At 54.0% G+C, this 17,500-nt stretch carries 20 protein-coding genes; 18 read left to right on the top strand and 2 right to left on the bottom strand.

All coding sequences use genetic code 11. The annotated features are described in order from the left end of the window. Positions 1-38: 38 nt before the first annotated feature. Complete coding sequence (locus tag ACFFK0_RS21040; protein ID WP_377472321.1) at positions 39-362, top strand: rhodanese-like domain-containing protein; 324 nt, start codon at positions 39-41, stop codon at positions 360-362. Here ACFFK0_RS21040 and ACFFK0_RS21035 read toward each other — a convergent pair. Next, the gene (locus ACFFK0_RS21035) at positions 359-1,279 is read right to left on the bottom strand and encodes a clusterin-associated protein 1 (RefSeq protein ID WP_377472320.1); all 921 of its coding nucleotides are present in this window, start codon (positions 1,277-1,279) and stop codon (positions 359-361) included. The two genes, ACFFK0_RS21040 and ACFFK0_RS21035, sit on opposite strands and share 4 nt — an antisense overlap. A gap of 101 nt (positions 1,280-1,380) precedes the next feature. Between ACFFK0_RS21035 and ACFFK0_RS21030 the strand changes: the two genes are divergently transcribed. The 3 genes from ACFFK0_RS21030 (at position 1,381) to ACFFK0_RS21020 (ending at position 3,929) form a co-directional block, all read left to right on the top strand. Then, entirely contained in the window at positions 1,381-1,986 is a 606-nt protein-coding gene (locus tag ACFFK0_RS21030) for a CPBP family intramembrane glutamic endopeptidase (protein WP_377472319.1), read from the top strand. Beyond that, complete coding sequence (locus tag ACFFK0_RS21025; RefSeq protein WP_377472318.1) at positions 1,983-2,183, top strand: hypothetical protein; 201 nt, start codon at positions 1,983-1,985, stop codon at positions 2,181-2,183. The genes ACFFK0_RS21030 and ACFFK0_RS21025 overlap by 4 nt, the downstream gene beginning before the upstream one ends. 99 nt (positions 2,184-2,282) lie before the next feature. Next, the gene (locus tag ACFFK0_RS21020; protein ID WP_377472317.1) at positions 2,283-3,929 is read left to right on the top strand and encodes a stalk domain-containing protein; all 1,647 of its coding nucleotides are present in this window, start codon (positions 2,283-2,285) and stop codon (positions 3,927-3,929) included. A gap of 64 nt (positions 3,930-3,993) precedes the next feature. Here ACFFK0_RS21020 and ACFFK0_RS21015 read toward each other — a convergent pair whose 3' ends face one another. Continuing rightward, positions 3,994-4,893, bottom strand: coding sequence for a polysaccharide deacetylase family protein (locus ACFFK0_RS21015; protein ID WP_377472316.1), 900 nt, complete (start codon positions 4,891-4,893; stop codon positions 3,994-3,996). A gap of 181 nt (positions 4,894-5,074) precedes the next feature. On the opposite strand from ACFFK0_RS21015, the gene ACFFK0_RS21010 reads away from it, so the two are divergent. The 14 genes from ACFFK0_RS21010 to ACFFK0_RS20945 all read left to right on the top strand — a co-directional run bounded on the left by ACFFK0_RS21010 (position 5,075) and on the right by ACFFK0_RS20945 (position 17,499). Beyond that, a complete protein-coding gene (locus ACFFK0_RS21010; RefSeq protein WP_377472314.1) occupies positions 5,075-5,533 on the top strand; it encodes a hypothetical protein in 459 nt (152 codons plus the stop codon). A gap of 203 nt (positions 5,534-5,736) precedes the next feature. Continuing rightward, positions 5,737-6,345 carry a genetic competence negative regulator gene (locus ACFFK0_RS21005; protein ID WP_377472313.1) on the top strand — a complete coding sequence of 203 codons (609 nt, stop codon included), beginning with the start codon at positions 5,737-5,739 and terminating at the stop codon, positions 6,343-6,345. Between the two features lie 125 nt (positions 6,346-6,470). Then, on the top strand, positions 6,471-7,991 hold the full coding sequence (locus tag ACFFK0_RS21000; protein ID WP_377472312.1) for a DnaB-like helicase C-terminal domain-containing protein: 1,521 nt from the start codon (positions 6,471-6,473) through the stop codon (positions 7,989-7,991). 12 nt (positions 7,992-8,003) lie between these two features. Then, positions 8,004-9,263 (top strand): Glu/Leu/Phe/Val family dehydrogenase, encoded by a 1,260-nt coding sequence (locus ACFFK0_RS20995; protein ID WP_377472311.1) that lies wholly within the window; start codon positions 8,004-8,006, stop codon positions 9,261-9,263. Positions 9,264-9,291: 28 nt separating this feature from the next. Continuing rightward, the gene (gene prsW, locus ACFFK0_RS20990) at positions 9,292-9,990 is read left to right on the top strand and encodes a glutamic-type intramembrane protease PrsW (RefSeq protein WP_377472310.1); all 699 of its coding nucleotides are present in this window, start codon (positions 9,292-9,294) and stop codon (positions 9,988-9,990) included. Positions 9,991-10,037: 47 nt separating this feature from the next. Beyond that, positions 10,038-10,199, top strand: a complete 162-nt coding sequence (locus ACFFK0_RS20985; protein WP_377472309.1) for a hypothetical protein — start codon at positions 10,038-10,040, stop codon at positions 10,197-10,199. Between the two features lie 216 nt (positions 10,200-10,415). After that, positions 10,416-11,768: a germination protein YpeB gene (gene ypeB / locus ACFFK0_RS20980; RefSeq protein WP_377472308.1), complete on the top strand. Its 1,353-nt coding sequence runs from the start codon at positions 10,416-10,418 to the stop codon at positions 11,766-11,768. 168 nt (positions 11,769-11,936) lie between these two features. Further along, positions 11,937-12,590 carry a flagellar brake protein gene (locus tag ACFFK0_RS20975; protein WP_377472307.1) on the top strand — a complete coding sequence of 218 codons (654 nt, stop codon included), beginning with the start codon at positions 11,937-11,939 and terminating at the stop codon, positions 12,588-12,590. A 62-nt stretch (positions 12,591-12,652) separates the two neighbouring features. Beyond that, positions 12,653-12,907, top strand: coding sequence for a hypothetical protein (locus tag ACFFK0_RS20970; RefSeq protein WP_377472306.1), 255 nt, complete (start codon positions 12,653-12,655; stop codon positions 12,905-12,907). A gap of 113 nt (positions 12,908-13,020) precedes the next feature. After that, positions 13,021-13,701: a (d)CMP kinase gene (gene cmk / locus ACFFK0_RS20965; protein ID WP_377472305.1), complete on the top strand. Its 681-nt coding sequence runs from the start codon at positions 13,021-13,023 to the stop codon at positions 13,699-13,701. 2 nt (positions 13,702-13,703) lie between these two features. Next, a complete protein-coding gene (locus ACFFK0_RS20960) occupies positions 13,704-14,282 on the top strand; it encodes a lysophospholipid acyltransferase family protein (protein ID WP_377472304.1) in 579 nt (192 codons plus the stop codon). 136 nt (positions 14,283-14,418) lie between these two features. Continuing rightward, complete coding sequence (gene rpsA / locus ACFFK0_RS20955; RefSeq protein WP_377472303.1) at positions 14,419-15,729, top strand: 30S ribosomal protein S1; 1,311 nt, start codon at positions 14,419-14,421, stop codon at positions 15,727-15,729. 29 nt (positions 15,730-15,758) lie between these two features. After that, positions 15,759-16,814, top strand: coding sequence for a type 2 isopentenyl-diphosphate Delta-isomerase (gene fni / locus ACFFK0_RS20950; RefSeq protein ID WP_377472301.1), 1,056 nt, complete (start codon positions 15,759-15,761; stop codon positions 16,812-16,814). Between the two features lie 61 nt (positions 16,815-16,875). Beyond that, positions 16,876-17,499 (top strand): YphA family membrane protein, encoded by a 624-nt coding sequence (locus ACFFK0_RS20945; RefSeq protein WP_377472300.1) that lies wholly within the window; start codon positions 16,876-16,878, stop codon positions 17,497-17,499. The last annotated feature ends 1 nt before the right edge of the window (position 17,500 follow it).

Genomic DNA, 17,500 nt, shown 5'->3' with positions numbered 1-17,500 from the left:
TCTGCTCATCTGGTATTCTACATGAAGAAGAAAGGGGCATGAGAATGAAACATATCGATCCGGTACAATTCGTGAAGCTGCTGCAAAGCGAGGAAGGCAGTCAGCTTCACATTATCGATGTTAGAGAGCAGGAGGAATGGGACTTCTATCACCTAGATGAAGCGAAGCTCATTCCGATGAGCGAATTCGTATCCCGGCTAAGCGAGGTCCCGGATGACCGCGACGTCTATATCGTATGCGGTCACGGCGTTCGAAGCCAGCGTGTTATCTCTTATCTCGAACAACAGGGCTTCGACAATGCCATCAATGTAATCGGCGGCATGGCGGCCGTCGCGGCGCAGCGGGGCTTCGAGTACGATTAAGTTTGCTCGATGAAGAACGGCAGCTGCGGCAGCGTTTCGCCTCCATAATACTTCGTCTTGCCGCGAATGAAATCGCCGGACCGGACTGCATTCGTGGAGATCATGAGCTGCACTGCCTGTTGAACGTCGTTCACGCCGAGCTGCTTGGCTTGGCCGCCGGCGATGAACTCGTCGATGCGGAGCGCCAAGTCCTGCGGCTTGAACGGACGGAACCACTTCTGATTGAGCATCATGGCCGCTATGTAATCGTTCTTGCTGATCAGCGACAGCTGTCCCCATTCGTCGAGCGTCAGCTTCTTGCCGGCGTCGACGGGCTTATAGTTCGTATCGATCGATTCGTACCACTTGACGATGGAATCGTAATAATTATTTTGCGCGAGCAGCACGAAATCGCGGGCTTGCGTATAGAAGGAATTTTTCTCAAGAGCGGCAATCAGCTCGGCGCCCTTCATCGTGTTCGCACTGCTTGTCATTTCACTGGCCGCCTGGCCGAACAGCTTGAGTCCCTTCATATAATTTTGCTGGGCTTCGACGAGCAGCGGCGACGTTGCCGGTACCGGCTTCGCCTGCAGGGAATCGTATTGGCTTGACGCGATCTTGCCGAGCTCGCGAAGCTGTGCGGCCGAATCGATCGTCGTGCTGTTGAGCTCGATGTCGTTCATCGCCTGGAACCACTTCCGCTCAAATTCCATGTAAGGCGAATATATGGTATGGTAAAATGACACGAGCACTTGCTGCTCGTAGGCGCCCGGCTCCTTGGCTGCATCGGGCTTCGGGGCGAGAAGCTTCTGATACTTCGCTTCGATCTGGTTCTGGCCGGTGCGCATGCCGAAGAAGAAGCTTCCGACAATTGCGACAAGCATGACAATGAATAGCAGAGCGAATAAATAATCCGTGCGCGTTAAACGTTTCTCCATTGAAGACAGGCTCCTTATCGTGCTGATATCATGAAAATAGTATAGGGGATAAAGCCCTAAAAGGGAATACGCCGTACCAGAGAGGAACGACAAGACTCGACATGAAACGATTCGACTGGAACCGGATTAAGCTGAAGCAGGTGAACGCAGCCGATTTGTCGGATCGCGCGCTTCTGCTGAATTTATACGTGACGCAAGCCCTTACTCTTATTATCGGCATTATCGTGTTGTTTTTTGAAAGAGTTCATATCCCGGCGTTGTTTGTAATGCGGGAACCGCTCCGCATCCTACTGTGGGGCGCCGCTTTCGCAGTAGCCGTTCTGGTCGTCGATATGATCGTATCGCGCTGGGTGCCGAAGGAAGTAACCGATGACGGCGGCGTCAATGATAAAATTTTCGGCAAACGACCGCTGTGGCATATCGTGCTGCTGTCGTTCATCGTAGCCGTCTGCGAGGAAACGCTCTTCCGCGGTGCCGTTCAGCATGCTTGGGGGGCATATTGGACCAGCATTCTCTTCGCCGCAATTCACTTCCGCTATTTACGGCATTGGCTGATGACGGGGCTTGTCTTCAGCATCTCTTACGGCCTGGGCTGGATATACGAGCAGACAGGCACACTGTGGACGCCTATTGCCGCCCATTTTATTATCGATTTGGTAATGGGCTGCATTTTACGCTACGGTAAAGAGGAGGACAGCGAGTCATGACCAAGCGCGGTCTAGAACCGGCTCCCCGCGACCAGACGGTACCGGAAGCCGAAGAGGATACGTACTTGCCGCCGCGGAAGACGGTCCATCCGTCCGAAAGATTGAAATGGACCCGCAGATTTTATTTGACGCTCATTTGGATGCTCGTACTGCTCACGGCGGCTTTGTTCGTGTGGGGCTTCAAGGTCGATGCCTGAACGTGCATGATCCTTCCATTTGCCCGCTCCCTTCGTAATCCGGTATGATAGAATCGAGCTGTTAGTAGATTCCAATCAAGTATAGGAGTGGGCGTGGTTATGAAGAAGAGATGGACATCCAGGCTTCTCGGTTTGGCTGCACTTTGGCTGGCACTTAGCTTGTTTGCAGTACCTGCAACCCGTGCCGAGGCGTCGATTACCTTTTATGTAAATGAATTCCCGAAGGGCAAGATCGGCATCGCCAAGCCGTCAATCGGCGTCACGATGGATCTGATCGGAAACTCCATGACGCCTTTGTCGTACAAGCTGCAAATCAATGGCAGCGATGTGCCTGTCACGTTTACGGGAGACAGGTTCGTCTACACGTCTAAGGAAATTATGGCTTCCGGGACGTATAAAGCCCGGCTGGAAGTTCAATATCCCGGCTATGAGCCGATTGTCCGGTCATGGGAGTTCACAATTGTGCCGAACCCCTTGACGGAGCTGCCCAGCACATATTCCGATGAGCAGAAGCAGGGGATCAATGCGGTCAACGATTACCGTCTCATCTACGGATTGCCCGCTTTGCCTGTGAGCGCCGAGCTCATGGCGGCGGCGCAAAAGCATGCCGAATATTTGAATACGAACCAGGACCGAATCGATCTCGAAACCGTATCGATGCATAACGAAGACCCGTCGCTGCCGGGCTATACCGGTAAAACCGTTGCGGAGCGCAAGCAGTTCGTCGGTTATATGTACGGGATGGGTGAGGATGTCGCTTACTCCTCCGGATCGATTGTCGAAGCGGTCGACCAGTTGTTTGACGCCCCCTATCATCGCACGCCGTTTCTGGACCCTTCGTCGATAGCGATCGGGATTGCCAAGGTCGGGCCGTTTACGGTCATCGAATTCGGAAACCATCATACCGAAGAGCCCCGGATGATCGTTTCGCCTGCTCCGGGGGATGCATATGTGCCAATACAATTTGACGGGAACGAGGAGCCCGACCCGCTTCGAATGCATACGTCAAGCAAATATCCGGTCGGCTATCCGATCATGGCCGCGGTTTCGGGGGAAAATATCAAGAGAGTAACGCTGTCCTCCGCAAAGCTTACCGACGAACAAGGGCGGGAAATCAAGCTGCTGAACAACTCGCCGGCGACTGACGAAGCTCTCGACGTCGAAGTGATTATGATGCCGGAAAAACCGCTGAATTATGATTCCTCCTACAAAATGAAGGTCAAGCTGATCGCCGAGCTGCGGAATGGCGGAACGCAAGCATTCGAGCAGGAGTGGACGTTCCATACGGAGCCTTTGGACGGACTCGGCAAACGAAATCTTCACAGCTATGCGGAAAATTACAAGCGCAAGATGACGGCCGATAAGAATCCGGTATCGCATATAGCGGTATTCGGCTTGAACGACAGCGAGTATGTGCTTGATAACGTCACGTTCCCGATGAAGGTGAAACCGTATATCGAGAACGGCACGTCTTATTTATGGGTAAGGGACTTAGCTCAGGCGTTGGGCGCTGCGGTGGATTGGGACGAGGCGAATATGGCGGCAATATATACGAAAAATGGCCGTTCGATCAAGCTTTATACGACAAAGGCTATGGTTGCGGTAGATGGCAAGGACCAGCCGACGGACGCGCCGGCGAAGCTGATCGAGGGCAATACGATGGTGCCGGTGCGATTGATTTCGGAGGTGCTGGGCGCTACGGTTGAATACAACAGCGCTGCGCACTCCGTCACCATCAAATATTAACAAATAAAAGCTGCACGGATCTTACGGATCCGTGCAGCTTTTATTTGTCTCCATTATTGCACGTCTATTGCACGTCAACCTCAATCGCACGCGGGTCGACGAACGAATAACCTTTCTCTTCGAGCTGCGCCAGCAGCTGATCGAGCGCTTGCGCCGTCCACGGCAGCTCGTGCATCAAAATGTTGCTTCCGGCATGCAGCTGGTCGAGTACGTTCTTGACAACCGCTTTCGGATCGTTCTTGGCGTTGGTCATCTCCCAATCCAAGGAGCCGTTGGACCAGGTCATATACAGCATGTGTTCCTTCTTCGCTTTTTCCTTCACATAGTCCGAGCCCGATCCGAACGGCGGGCGGAAAAATTGCGGCGTCTTGCCGACAATGTCTTTCATCAGCTTATTCACGTCGTCCAATTGCTGGTCAACCTTCTCGTTGGTTTGCTTCTTGAGATCGATATGATCGTAGGAATGATTGCCGAGAATGCCGCCGCGCTCGTCGACAAGCTTGAGCAGCTCCGGATGAGACTTGATTCGGTAGCCGTTCATGAAAAAGATCGCTTTCGCTTTATGCTTATCGAGCGTGTCGAACAAGGAATCGAGCAGCTCCTTTTCCTTAGGGCCGTCGTCGAAAGTAAGCAGAACGACCTTCTTGTTGCCCGAAGCGTCGATCGGCACGATATCGTAATTTTTATTCATCTTATATTCTTTTTTGATTTCCGTTGCAGCTTGCGCCGGGGAAGGGACCGGAGCCGGTGTTTGCTCGGCGGCGGGCTTCTGTACGGCTTGTTCCGCCGGCGACGGAGCCGCCGCGGCTTCTTGCTTCACCGGCGCAGCTGTACCGGCTGCCGTGTCTGAAGAAGGGGCTGACGAACTGCTTGGGGATAAAGACTGTGCCGGAGGCTGAACGGTGCTGCCGCATGCCGAGAGGAGCAGGGCGGCGGAAAACAATGTAACGAAAGTTTTTTTCATGCTGTTTCGTACTCCTGTTCTGTCGGTTGTGAAACTATTGTAGCATATAACGTTTGCGCTCACGCGGGCAATTAGTCCCTTTTGGGGATCCCTTCGTTTCCCTGTCGTACGGGTGCATGGCAGCCAAGCGGGCAACGCAAGCTATCAACGAAGGCTATCCCAGCATAATGGAGGAGATCAGATGAGAATCGGTACATTTTTGCTAGGCGGTATCGTTGGAGCGGCGACGGTTATCTACTTGAGCGATAAACAAAATCGTTCGATGATGTTTCAAGCAATCGCAAATCCCGATTCTTTAGGCAAAATGCTGAACAAGACGAAGGATAAGGCAATGGATACGATCATGAATGCAACGATCGGCGCCGGTCTTGGCGGCAAGAGCGGTTCTTCCGCGAGTGCATTCAATTCCGGGGCGGGGGCATCGTCGTCGTCTCCAATGTCTACAACCACTACAACATCGTTCACATCGACGGCACCGAGAACCAATTCGGCTTCCCCGGCCAGCATGAACGCATCGAGCGGCAGCAGCCAGGGCGGCCTCGACCAAGTTCAGAACATCGTCAACCAGGATCCGGAGCTGAAGCGGACCGTTAACGAGATTTTGTCCGACAGCGGCAAAACGGGCGCAACGCTTCAATAAATGCAGCTGAAATTCGGCTCGAAGCCGGGGGCATAGGCCTCCGGTTTTTTTGCGTGCATTTCCAAGCATTTAGTGATAACATAAAAGAAGGCTAAGCATCTGCTTGGGCATCAGTCAGAATGCGCCATATTGGGATACACCTTTTCATTACCCACATCATACCTTGTAAGTTAAGAAGGTGTCATGTAAAGGAGGATCCTATCATGAAGATTGAACGGTTAAGCCAGGATAAGATACGGATTTTCCTTACGTTCGACGACTTGACGGAGCGCGGCATTCAGAAGGACGATATGTGGCGCGAAATCCCAAAAGTTCACGAGCTGTTTGGTGAAATGATGGATCAAGCGTACACCGAGCTTGGCTTCGACCCTTCCGGTCCCCTGGCGGTCGAAGTGTTCGCACTTCCGGCGCAAGGCATGGTCGTCATAGTGACACGCGGCAAGATGGACTTGCAGTCGTACACTCACGAGGACTATGAAGACGAAGCGGAAGAAATGTATGAAATGGAAGTAACTTTAGAGCAAAGCGACGAGATCGCCTACGCTTTCCGCGATTTTGAAGATTTGCTGTGCGTTGCTAAGATCATCAATCCGCTGCTAATCGATGGGGGAACGTTGTATTCGTATAAGAACCGCTATATTTTGCGGCTGGAGCCGATCGATATGGAGGAACAGCGTTACCAGACGCTGATCGCCGTGTTGTCGGAATACGGGGAAGCGACTTCAATTACGGACGCGGTGCTTGATGAATACGGCAACAAGATTATTTCCGATGATGCGGTCAAGGTGCTTTGCCGGTATTTCCAATCGTAGGCGCATGGCTCCGCAAGGAGCCGATCAGATAAAGAAGAAGCATCTGCAAAAACGAACGTGTTTTTGGTAGATGCTTTCTTTTTGTTGTGCGGATATTCATCATGATAACCGAGGAGTCGTTGACTTTGACTGCAGATAAGCTGTCCATTCATTCGGTGCGGCCTGTGCCCGATATTGAGGAAATGCTCGTATATTACCGCAAACAGCTTCGTGAAGAAGCCTATGTCTATTTGGAGCGCAGAGGGTTATCGGAAGAGACGGTGGAGCAGTTCCGCATCGGCTACGCCTCCGGCAAAATCGGGTTCTACGTTCAAGATAATCCGCTTGGCGATTATTTCGACAACCGGATCATTATTCCAATTATCGATGCCGACGGTACTCCCGTCGATTTACTCGGACGATGCCTGGACGACCATCGGGAGCCGAAATATAAATCGTTGTACGGTATGGACGAGGTGCTGTTCAATGAAGCTGCACTGGCCGATGCCGAGGACGTCGTGTTATGCAACGGCGTATTCGATGTGCTGACGTTGGCTCAAGCGCGTATTCCGGCTGTCTGTGTGCCGGGCTACTTGCCTTTCAAAGAGAAGCATGCCCGGAAGCTGAAGGAGAAACGGGTATTTATTTGTCTCGGCAACGACGAGATCGGCCGCCGCGAGAGCGGCCGCATAGAATCGCTGCTGCAAGAGCAAGCTAAAGAAACCTATATCGTCCATCTTCCGGAAGCCGTCAAGGATGTGAACGATTTGTTCCTCCGCGCTCAGAATCCGCTTGATGTGTTTGTCCAAATCATCAACCGGACGATGGAGGAATCGCTGCTTATACCGGTTGCTCCCGATAACAAGAATGCAACCGTGTACATGGAAGAATACATGAAACGTCATCGCGGTCAGGTATCCTCGATCCGGACCGGTCTTTCCAAGCTGGATGAAGCGCTGTTTGGCGGTTTGGGCAGCGGGCTGTACGTACTCGCGGGTCCGGGCTCGAGCGGCAAGAGTATGCTGATGAAGCAGATGGCGGATCATATAGCCGAACAAAATATTCCGGTCGTTTACGTTTCTTGGGACATGACGAGCTTCGAGCTGTGGGCGCGCTCCATTGCCAGACTGCTCTCGGTCGAACCGCAGCAGGTGTTGGCGGGCAAAGTGGCGCCGGAACGAATCGCCGAGGCGAACAAAACGTACGCGGGCTACAACCGCATGCTATGGACGGTCGAATGCTCGCTGGAAACGACGTTCGACCGCGTAGCGTCATCCGTTGAGCGCGTAGCCGCCATTGCCGGACGCGAGCCGGTGCTGTTCATCGACCACCTGCAGCGCATTCCGCTGTCATCGGCGGAGCCGGGCGGCAATCCGGCAACCGTAGCGCAGCATCAAGCGGCCGTCGCATATAAGCTGAAGCAGTGGTCGCGCGAGCGGAATACGCCGGTCGTGGCCGCCGTACCGCTGGACGGAGGACAGAGAGCGCCGGGAGAAGCCATAGAGGCTTCCGCCGATGTCGTGATGCTGCTTCGTCCGCTGCAGCCTGCTGCTGACGGTCACCCGGTGGAGCTGGAGCTGGCGAAAAACCGCAACGGGCCGCTTAGCCGCATCGACCTCACCTTTTACAATCATCAAGCTGTCTTTCGGGACGATACTATTACCTAGAGGTGGATCTTTTTGGCCAATCCGAATGCTACAGAAAATGTGAACGTTCTGCAGGCGACGCAAGTCGTGATCGAGGAAGCGATCAAGCGTCTCGGCTTCTCGGAAGAAATGTATGAGCTGCTGAAGGAGCCGCTGCGGCTGCTGACCGTCCGCATCCCGGTTCGTATGGACGACGGCAAAGTAAAGGTATTCACCGGCTACCGGGCACAACATAACGACGCTGTCGGTCCGACGAAGGGCGGGGTGCGCTTTCATCCCGACGTGAATGAGGACGAGGTGAAGGCGCTGTCGATGTGGATGAGTCTGAAATGCGGCATCGTCGATTTGCCGTACGGCGGCGGCAAGGGCGGCATCATCTGCGATCCGCGCCAAATGTCGTTCCGCGAGCTGGAGCGGCTGAGCCGCGGCTATGTGCGCGCCATTTCGCAAATTGTCGGTCCGACGAAGGATATACCGGCGCCGGATGTGATGACGAATTCGCAGATTATGGCCTGGATGATGGACGAATACAGCCGCATTCGGGAATTCGACGCACCGGGCTTCATTACCGGCAAGCCGCTCGTCTTGGGAGGTTCGCACGGGCGCGAAACGGCTACGGCCAAAGGGGTAACCATTGCCATTAACAAAGCGCTCGAGAAGAAGGGCATCCCGCTGACGGGGGCGAGAGTCGTGATTCAAGGCTTCGGCAACGCCGGCAGCTATTTGTCCAAGTTCATGCACGAAGCGGGGGCTAAGGTCGTCGGCATCTCCGACGTACACGGCGGGCTTTATGATGCAGACGGGCTTGACATCGATTATTTGCTGGACCGCAGAGATTCGTTTGGAGCCGTGACGAACTTGTTTCCCGACAGGCTGTCGAATCGCGAGATTTTGGAGCAGGAGTGCGATATCCTCGTTCCGGCCGCTGTAGAAAATCAAATTACCCGCGACAACGCCGCCCGCATTCGGGCCAGTATCGTCGTCGAGGCGGCGAACGGACCTACAACCCTTGAAGCGACGAAAATATTAACCGACCGCGGCGTGTTCCTTGTTCCCGATGTGCTCGCCAACGCCGGCGGCGTTGTCGTTTCATATTTCGAATGGGTGCAGAACAATCAAGGGTATTACTGGAACGAGAGCGAAGTTCATGCCAAGCTGCAAGAGGTCATGGAAAAGGCGTTCGAAAACGTCTATAATATTCATAACACCCGCGGCGTCGACATGCGTCTGGCCGCATATATGATCGGGGTGCGCAAGATGGCCGAAGCCGCGCGTTTCCGAGGCTGGGTGTAACTAACGACTACCATAGGAGGGCTGCAGAGTGACGATTTTACCTGTGCTGATGGCCGCCATCGCTCCAGGTATCGCTTTGCTGTCCTATTTTTATTTGAAGGACCGCTACGAGACGGAGCCGATTCACCTCGTGGCCAAAATGTTTTTGCTCGGCATGGTGCTGGTGCTGCCTGCGATCGTCATCCAGCACGGGCTGCAATATGAATTCGGCGAAGGCAGCTGGTTTACGTCGTTCGTCGCTTCCGCCGGCCTCGAGGAAGGGCTCAAGTGGTTTCTGCTCGTGCAGCTGATTTACAGGCACGCTTCCTTCGATGAGCCGTACGACGGTATCGTCTACGCCGCCGCTGTAAGCCTGGGCTTCGCTACGCTGGAAAACATTTTCTACGCCTTTCTTGGCTCTTCATCAATCTCGTCGCTGCTCTTTCGGGCGTTCCTGCCGGTATCCGGCCATGCGCTGTTCGGGGTCATGATGGGATACTACTTAGGAAAAGCGAAGTTTACGAAGGACAAGGCAGGCTGGTATTTGGCCGTTTCCTTGCTGCTGCCGCTGCTGTGGCACGGCGTGTACGATTTGGTGCTGCTGAAGGCCAAGTCGAATTGGCTCTGGATAATGGTGCCGCTTATGCTGTACCTGTGGATCCGGGCGCTCGGCCGCGTTCATCGGGCCAACGACCGATCGCCGTTCCGAAGCGTTGCCGCCGGTTCCGACGACAAGATTAAATTATAGAGTTCATGCCTATACTGGTAGTAGCAGACTACGATCAGGAGGCAGGAATGACAACGGCGAACCGGGTGAAGGTCACGATTCGTTGCAAGCAGTGCGGCGAACGGTTTATATTGAAGGGCCGGCGGGACAAGGGACGCGTCGATACCGGCTTTAAGCAGTGCATTTGCAGCAACGACCGGGATTTCGATATCAATACCGAAGACTATTAGAATGAAAAAGACTTTGCGGCGGCAAGGTCTTTTTTGCTGCCGGAAATTTGTATGAAGCAATTTTCCATGGGAAAATAGGGGACTCCCCGAAACGTAATCGGAATAAGCTTCGATTGCATTCGTCACTTACGGTGGATCGGCTGCTGTGCATAATCAGGCTGTGACAGGCAGAAACTACTGGCAACCTTGGCTGACGAAAGGAGATCGTCCGTAGTTATGTACAGCAGACTGAGCATGGTGCTGTTTCCGATTCTCGCCGTCGCGTTAGTGGGAGCGGGCTTTTGGGGCTATCAAGAACATCGGGAAAAGAATGCGATTCTGATTAAGGCGGAAAACCAGTATCAGAGGGCCTTTCATGACCTTACGTTTCATATGGATAAGCTGCAGTCGGAGCTCGGCAACACGCTGACGCTGAGCAGCGCTTCGCACGATGCGTATCATCGGGGGCTCGCGAACGTATGGCGCCTGACGAGCCAGGCGCAGAACGAAATCAACCAGCTGCCGCTGACGCTTCTTCCTTTCAACCATACCGAAGAGTTTCTGGCGAACATGGCCAATTTCTCATACCGGGCGGCTGTGAGGGATATGAATAAACAGCCGCTGAGCGAGGATGAGATGAAAACCTTGAACGAGCTCTACACTCGCGCGCAAGAAATCCGCGACCAGCTGCGGGGCGTCCAAGACAAGGTCGTCGTCAACAACCTGCGCTGGATGGACGTGGAGACGGCGCTGGCGACGCAGAAGGAGCCGAAGGACAACACGATCATCGACGGCTTCCAGACGGTCGACAAGAAGGTGAGCGAGTATTCCGAGCTGAACTGGGGAACGATGGCGGGGATGAATGACGAGAAGCGGCGGGTGCAAATGCTGTCGGGTCCGGATGTTTCGCCCGAGGATGTGAAGGCATTGGCAGCCCGCTTTGTCACGGGAGTGAGCACCCAGGCGATGGAGGTAACGGAAAACGGGAAAGATACGAACCTCCAAACGTACTCAGTACGTGTAGCGCAGGCTGGCGGCAACGACGTTTATATGGATTTCACCAAGAAGGGCGGAAAGCTGCTTAATCTGCAGGCTCCCCGCGAGGTGGCTGAAGCCCGCCTGGGGATCCGCGAAGCGCGAGACATCGGGGCGCAATATTTGGACGAGCACGGTTTCAAAGGCATGTCAGCGATCAGCTATGACCAATATTTGAATCGGGCGACGATCGTCTATGCGCGAAGACAAAACGATGTCGTGATTTATCCGGAGAAAATCACGGTTCGAATCGCTCTCGACAACGGCGACGTAGTCGGAGTGAACGCAACGGACTACGCCTATGATCATAAGGATCGACAAATTGCGACACCTAAGCTGACACAGGAGGAAGCCCGCAAGACGTTGAATCCGAAGTTCGAAGTAAGCGGGAATTCGCTGGCGCTTATTCGCAACGAGCTCGATCAGGAAGTGCTGTGTCATGAATTTGTAGGCCGCTTGAACGGGCATATGTACCGAATATACGTGAACGGTGATAATGGCGCCGAAGAGCGGATTGAAGTGATTAAACCGGAAGACGAGCAGGCGGCCAAGTAAACTCTATCCATGAAAGTCCGGCATCCGGCGGAGCCGTTCTTCGACCGTTGAAGACGGCTCTTTGCCATGCACTTTACATTTTAGTGCTTTCTAATTTAATGCATCGTGCTATAATCATGTCTATAGTGCTTTCGTAGCATGCTCGAACTTTCGTGGGGGTGCGGAATTTTGCTTCCGAAGATTAGTCAGGTGCTTTTTTTGCAAGTGAATTCCATCGACGAGGAAGAGGCGAAGATTGAATATAAATCTCGTATCGCCGATATGAACGATTCTACGATCACCATCGAGGTGCCTCTCGACGAGAAAACCGGGCGTCTTAAGAGACTGTACCAAGGCGACGAAATTAACGCTTACTATTTGACGGATGGCGGAGTCAAAAATTATTTCAGTTCGTCCGTCGTCGGTTTCACGGAAGACACGGTTCGTCTGATTCAAATCAAGAAGCCGGAAGCGGATGCGATTACCCGCGTGCAGCGCCGAAGCTTCCTGCGTGTACCGGCCGAGCTGGAAATTGCAGTGAAATATACGGAGCAGCTGCAGTTCGTAGCATTGACGGAGGATGTCGGCGGAGGTGGAATTTCCTTTATCTGCGACGGATACATACCGCTTGCCAGCTCTGCACCCGTTTCTTGCTGGCTGCTCATACCTTACAAGAACGGCTCTATCGAGCACGTCCCGTTCAAGGGGGAGATCGTACGGGTGAAGCAGCTGGAAACAGGCAAACAGCTGGCTATGACAAGATTCATCGATATTACGGACCGGGAGCGTCAGAAAATTATCCGGTATTGCTTCGAGAGGCAAATGGATTTCCGCAAACGTTGACGGTTACCCGGGCACGAAATGGAAATACTAGCGGACATCACGGCGAGAGGTGATCTACCGTTATGTCCGATAAACCGTTTCGCGACGAATATGAAAAATTGTTTGTCGAGCTGAGCACGAAAGTGGAGAAGTGGCTCGTCAGATGCATCGCCGCCGCTGCGGTGCTGATGCTTCTTCTGCAGGCGCTGCTTCAAATTCCGGCCATACGCGTCGCCGTGACCCGCATCGATCGGCTGGAAGGCGTACCTTACCGGCATGGCGGTCTAAACGGCGTCCCCGTCGAGGCAGTCATTTCGTCAGCCCCGGGTGAAAGCTGAAGGCCGAATGTTTTGCATTTGTTCCGAAGGCTATGGTATAATTTACACGCAAGCAGGCGCCTGCCTGCTTTTTTGTTCAGTGCAGCGGATGTGTTCATTAGGAGGATTACCGGTTGAAGAGGATCAACATCGCCATTGACGGACCTGCCGGTGCGGGAAAGAGCACGATTGCGAGACAGGTGGCCGAACAGCTCGGCTTCATCTATGTCGATACGGGCGCGATGTACCGTGCCGTCACTTGGCGGGTATTGCAGCAAGGGATTTCACCAACGGACGAAGCCGGAGTAACGGAAGCTGCACGTTCAATGGACCTTGAACTGAGGCCGGGGAAAGACGGCCAGCAGGTGTTTGTGAACGGAGAAGACGTTACCGGTCATATTCGAACACCGGAAATCAACGCGAACGTCTCCGACGTCGCCAAAGTTCGCGAAGTTCGGGAGCTGCTGGTTAAGATGCAGCAGGATATGACCCGGGCGAAGGGCGTCGTCATGGACGGCCGGGATATCGGCACCCACGTTATTCCCGATGCCGAAGTGAAGGTGTTTCTGACTGCATCGCCGCGAGTTCGGGCGGAAAGGCGCTTTCTTGAACTGAAGGCCAGCCAGCCGGATCTCACGATCGATCAGCTGGAGCAGGACATTGCCCGCCGCGACCAGATCGACGCGGAACGGGAATTTTCTCCGCTTGTGAAGGCTCCGGACGCCGTGCTGGTCGACAGTACAAGCATGACGATTCCCGAAGTCGTGGACCGGATTCTGGAGCTTTGCCGCGTGCAGGCGCCGGGAGGGCAGTAGGGATGCTATATCGGATCGGCCGTGTCGTTTGCGATGTGTTTTTTACAACATTTTTTCGGCTGCATGCGGTTGGAGTGGACAACATTCCGAAATCGGGCCCGGTCATGCTGTGCTCTAACCATATTAGCAACTTGGACCCGCCGCTTCTTGGCACCAGGGTGCCGCGTCAAGTGCATTTTATGGCGAAGGCCGAATTGTTCCATGTTCCGATCTTGTCTGCGCTGATCCGTAATCTGGGAGCGTTCCCGGTCAAACGCGGCGGCGTGAGCAAGGAATCGATTCGCGGGGCCATCAATTTGCTTAAAGAAGGCAAGGTGATGTGCGTCTTCCCCGAAGGAACGAGAAACAATTTATCCGCAGTCGGCAAGAAGGGCGCTGCAAGCATCGCTCTAAAGGCGGGGGCTGTCGTTGTACCGATAGCTATTGTCGGTAAATATCGATTGTTCAGGCGCATGACGGTCGTTTACGGCAAGCCGCTAGATTTGAGCGAATACGACAGCGGATCTTCGGAGCAGCTTGAGCTCGCTACCGAGCGGATTATGAGCGCGATTCGAGAATTGCTGGAGACCCACTCGAAGTAAACCGCATTATGTATGGAAAGGTCTGGCCGGCATCATACTAACCATAATCCAAGTAAGCAACGCTGCGTAATTTTTTATTAGGATTATGCAGATGAAATAAATTATGATAGCAGTGGATCCAAGGAGGGCATACCCAATGTCAGATGAAGTCAAAGTTCAAGAAAACGAAGAGCAGCAAGCAAGCGCACAAGCCGCAAGCGACGAAGATGCGAAGCAGGCGATGGCGAACGCTACCACATTGAAGAAAGGCGATACCGTCCGCGGCAAAATTATTAAAGTGGATGCTGAACAAGCGTTCGTCGATGTGGGCTATAAATACGATGGCGTTATTCCGGTGAAAGAACTTTCTTCGGTTTCGATCGACAACGCTTCGCAAGCAGTGGAAGTCGGTCAGGAAGTTGAACTCAAGGTCGTCAGCAACAACGACGCCCGTGAAGAGCTGATCCTGTCCAAGCGTGCGATCGACAGCGAGAAAGCATGGGATCGCCTGCACAAATCGATGGAAGATAAAGAAATTCTTGAAGCGACTGTAGCCGAAGTCGTCAAAGGCGGTCTTGTCGTTGACGTAGGCTTGCGCGGTTTCGTTCCCGCTTCCATGGTCGAGCGTCATTTCGTGGAAGACTTCAGCGATTACAAAGGCCGTACGCTTCGTTTGCGCGTAAAGGAAATGGACCGTGAGAAGAACAAGGTCATTCTGTCGCAGAAGGACGTATTGGACGAAGAGTTTGACAAGAAAAAGCTCGAAATCATGGGCAGCCTGCAAATCGGCCAGGTGCTGGACGGTACGGTGCAGCGTTTGACTCCGTTCGGCGCATTCGTCGACATCGGCGGCATCGACGGTCTCGTACACATCTCCGAAATGGCATGGCACCATGTTGAGAAAGCTTCCGACGTCGTGAAGGAAGGCGACCAAGTGAAGGTGCAAGTGCTGAAGCTGGATCCTGAGAAGGAGAAGATCTCCCTCAGCATCAAGGCGACACAAGAAGGTCCTTGGGAGAAGGCGGCAAACACGTTCAAGAGCGGCGATATCGTTCCGGGAACAGTGAAGCGTCTTGCTGCGTTCGGCGCCTTCGTCGAAATCGCACCAGGCGTGGAGGGTCTCGTTCATATTTCGCAAATTGCACATCGTCACATCGGCACTCCTCACGAGGTTCTGAAGGAAGGCCAAGAAGTCAAAGTGAAGATCCTGGAAGTTAACGCTGCCGAGAAGCGCGCTTCCCTCTCGATCAAGGAAACCGAAGAAGCTCCGCCGCAAGAAGCGAAGCCTGAGCGCGAGTCCCGCGGCGGCGACCGTGACCGCGAGCCTCGCGAGCGCAGACCTCGCGGCGATAACACCGCCAACCTGGCGAAGGACATTGCCGGCAACGAGAACGTCTCGCTGAGCCGTGAAGGCCTCAGCATGACGCTCGGCGAGCGCTTCGGCGACAAGCTCTCCAAATTTAAATAAGCTGCAGGACCGGAAGGAGGCAGGCTCCCATGCGGATGTCACGCAAGATGGAGCATGTCCGCCACGCACTCGAGATCGGCCAAGACGGCCGGACCGGACTAGCGGACATTAAGCTCGTGCACAATTGCTTGCCGGGCGCCTCGACGGATTCCATCGCACTGACTACCCGAATCGGCGATCTCATTATGAGCTCGCCGATTTTTATTAATGCGATGACCGGCGGCGCGCAGGAGACGGAAGCGATCAATCGAGAGTTGGCTGTCATTGCAAGAGAGAAAGGGATGGCGATGGCGGTCGGCTCGCAAATGTCGGCGATTAAAAACAGTGAAGTTGCATCCAGCTACAGGATTGTGCGGAAAGTAAACCCGTCGGGTATCGTATTCGCCAATCTCGGCAGCGAGGCGACGGTGGAGCAAACGGAGCGGGCCGTTGAGATGATTGAGGCGAATGCGCTGCAAATTCATTTGAACGTGATGCAAGAGCTGATTATGCCGGAGGGGGACCGGGATTTTCGCCGGATGCTGGACCGCATCGCCGCCATTGTCGATCGGCTGAACGTTCCTGTGATCGTGAAGGAAGTCGGCTTCGGCATTATGGCGGAAGGCGCTGCGAAGCTGAAATCGGTCGGGGTCCCTGTCGTCGATGTCGGGGGATCCGGCGGAACGAACTTTGCGGCGATTGAGAATGCGCGGCGCGATATCCCGCTTGATTGGCTCAACGACTGGGGACATTCGACAAGCTGTGCTCTGATTGAGTCCGTTTCCGTTTACGGGCGGGGTCAAGTACTCGCTTCAGGCGGCATTCAAACGAGTTTGGATGTGATTCGGGCGCTCAGCCTCGGCGCAGCGGCAGCCGGTATGGCGGGGGCATTCCTTCGAGTGCTTATGCAGGACGGCACGGAAGCTGCAATGAAACGAGCGGATGAGCTTCATGATGGGCTCCGTATCATTATGACGGCGCTTGGGGCGCATACGATTGCGGATTTATGGACGGTCCCCTTAGTCATCGGCGGAGAAACCGCCGCCTGGTGTGCTGCCAGGGGGATCAATACAACTGAATATGCCAGAGTGAGGAAGCTCGACTAAAACCTGCTTATAAGAGCCATACTAAGGAAAATCGAACAAGCTCCTATGTAGGGGGATCCGCATGAATCCCGGCATTCTCTCACTCGTTCTTCTCGTAATCGCTCTTATTTTGCTTGCGAGCGGCTGGAAGGACGTCATTTTAAGAAGTATATCGCATAAGGGGATACTTCTTTTTTTTGTGCTCTGGCTGGGCACGTCGCGAATTACCGTTTCACACGACACGTACAAGCTGAATTTGTCGTTTATTCTTATCGCCGGACTTGCGGTTACGCTGCTGCTTCGGTCCTCAGGCGTACTGGCAAAGCTGCATGTGGTGTCGATCGGGCTGCTGCTGGGATCTTTTTATTTTCTGCTGAAGGAGCTGCTTAGCAAAGATCCAGTATTGATCGTGTCGAGGCCGGATGTCGACATTGCGGTTGTGCTCGGGCTTGTCGCCGTCCTGCTGCGGCGCAGCGTTGCCCTGCAGCTTGCTTGCTTGTCGATGGGTCTTGTGCTTGGCGAGCTGTACGGCGTCATATGGGCGCATAAAGCTGGAACAAGCGTGCTCGGCTCCGCTTCGTTTCGCGATCAATGGTGGGTGGCATTATTTGTGGCCCGGGGAGGTGCGTTGTTTGTGCAAGGCGGGGCCGCGGCCGGCAAAGGCTTATTACATTTATTGACGGGGCGAGGAAAGGGCGGCGAATAAC

The sequence above is a fragment of the Paenibacillus chartarius genome (assembly GCF_042432825.1).
GTDB lineage: Bacteria > Bacillota > Bacilli > Paenibacillales > NBRC-103111 > Gordoniibacillus > Gordoniibacillus chartarius.
This window is presented reverse-complemented; position numbering and strand designations above follow the sequence as displayed.

Coding starts and splice junctions, on each gene's coding strand:
- ACFFK0_RS21040 (WP_377472321.1), top strand. CDS start 39: ATGAGAATGAAACATATCGATCCGGTACAATTCGTGAAGCTGCTGCAA.
- ACFFK0_RS21035 (WP_377472320.1), bottom strand. CDS start 1,279: ATGGAGAAACGTTTAACGCGCACGGATTATTTATTCGCTCTGCTATTC.
- ACFFK0_RS21030 (WP_377472319.1), top strand. CDS start 1,381: ATGAAACGATTCGACTGGAACCGGATTAAGCTGAAGCAGGTGAACGCA.
- ACFFK0_RS21025 (WP_377472318.1), top strand. CDS start 1,983: ATGACCAAGCGCGGTCTAGAACCGGCTCCCCGCGACCAGACGGTACCG.
- ACFFK0_RS21020 (WP_377472317.1), top strand. CDS start 2,283: ATGAAGAAGAGATGGACATCCAGGCTTCTCGGTTTGGCTGCACTTTGG.
- ACFFK0_RS21015 (WP_377472316.1), bottom strand. CDS start 4,893: ATGAAAAAAACTTTCGTTACATTGTTTTCCGCCGCCCTGCTCCTCTCG.
- ACFFK0_RS21010 (WP_377472314.1), top strand. CDS start 5,075: ATGAGAATCGGTACATTTTTGCTAGGCGGTATCGTTGGAGCGGCGACG.
- ACFFK0_RS21005 (WP_377472313.1), top strand. CDS start 5,737: ATGAAGATTGAACGGTTAAGCCAGGATAAGATACGGATTTTCCTTACG.
- ACFFK0_RS20985 (WP_377472309.1), top strand. CDS start 10,038: ATGACAACGGCGAACCGGGTGAAGGTCACGATTCGTTGCAAGCAGTGC.
- ypeB (WP_377472308.1), top strand. CDS start 10,416: ATGTACAGCAGACTGAGCATGGTGCTGTTTCCGATTCTCGCCGTCGCG.
- ACFFK0_RS20970 (WP_377472306.1), top strand. CDS start 12,653: ATGTCCGATAAACCGTTTCGCGACGAATATGAAAAATTGTTTGTCGAG.
- ACFFK0_RS20960 (WP_377472304.1), top strand. CDS start 13,704: ATGCTATATCGGATCGGCCGTGTCGTTTGCGATGTGTTTTTTACAACA.
- rpsA (WP_377472303.1), top strand. CDS start 14,419: ATGTCAGATGAAGTCAAAGTTCAAGAAAACGAAGAGCAGCAAGCAAGC.
- fni (WP_377472301.1), top strand. CDS start 15,759: ATGCGGATGTCACGCAAGATGGAGCATGTCCGCCACGCACTCGAGATC.
- ACFFK0_RS20945 (WP_377472300.1), top strand. CDS start 16,876: ATGAATCCCGGCATTCTCTCACTCGTTCTTCTCGTAATCGCTCTTATT.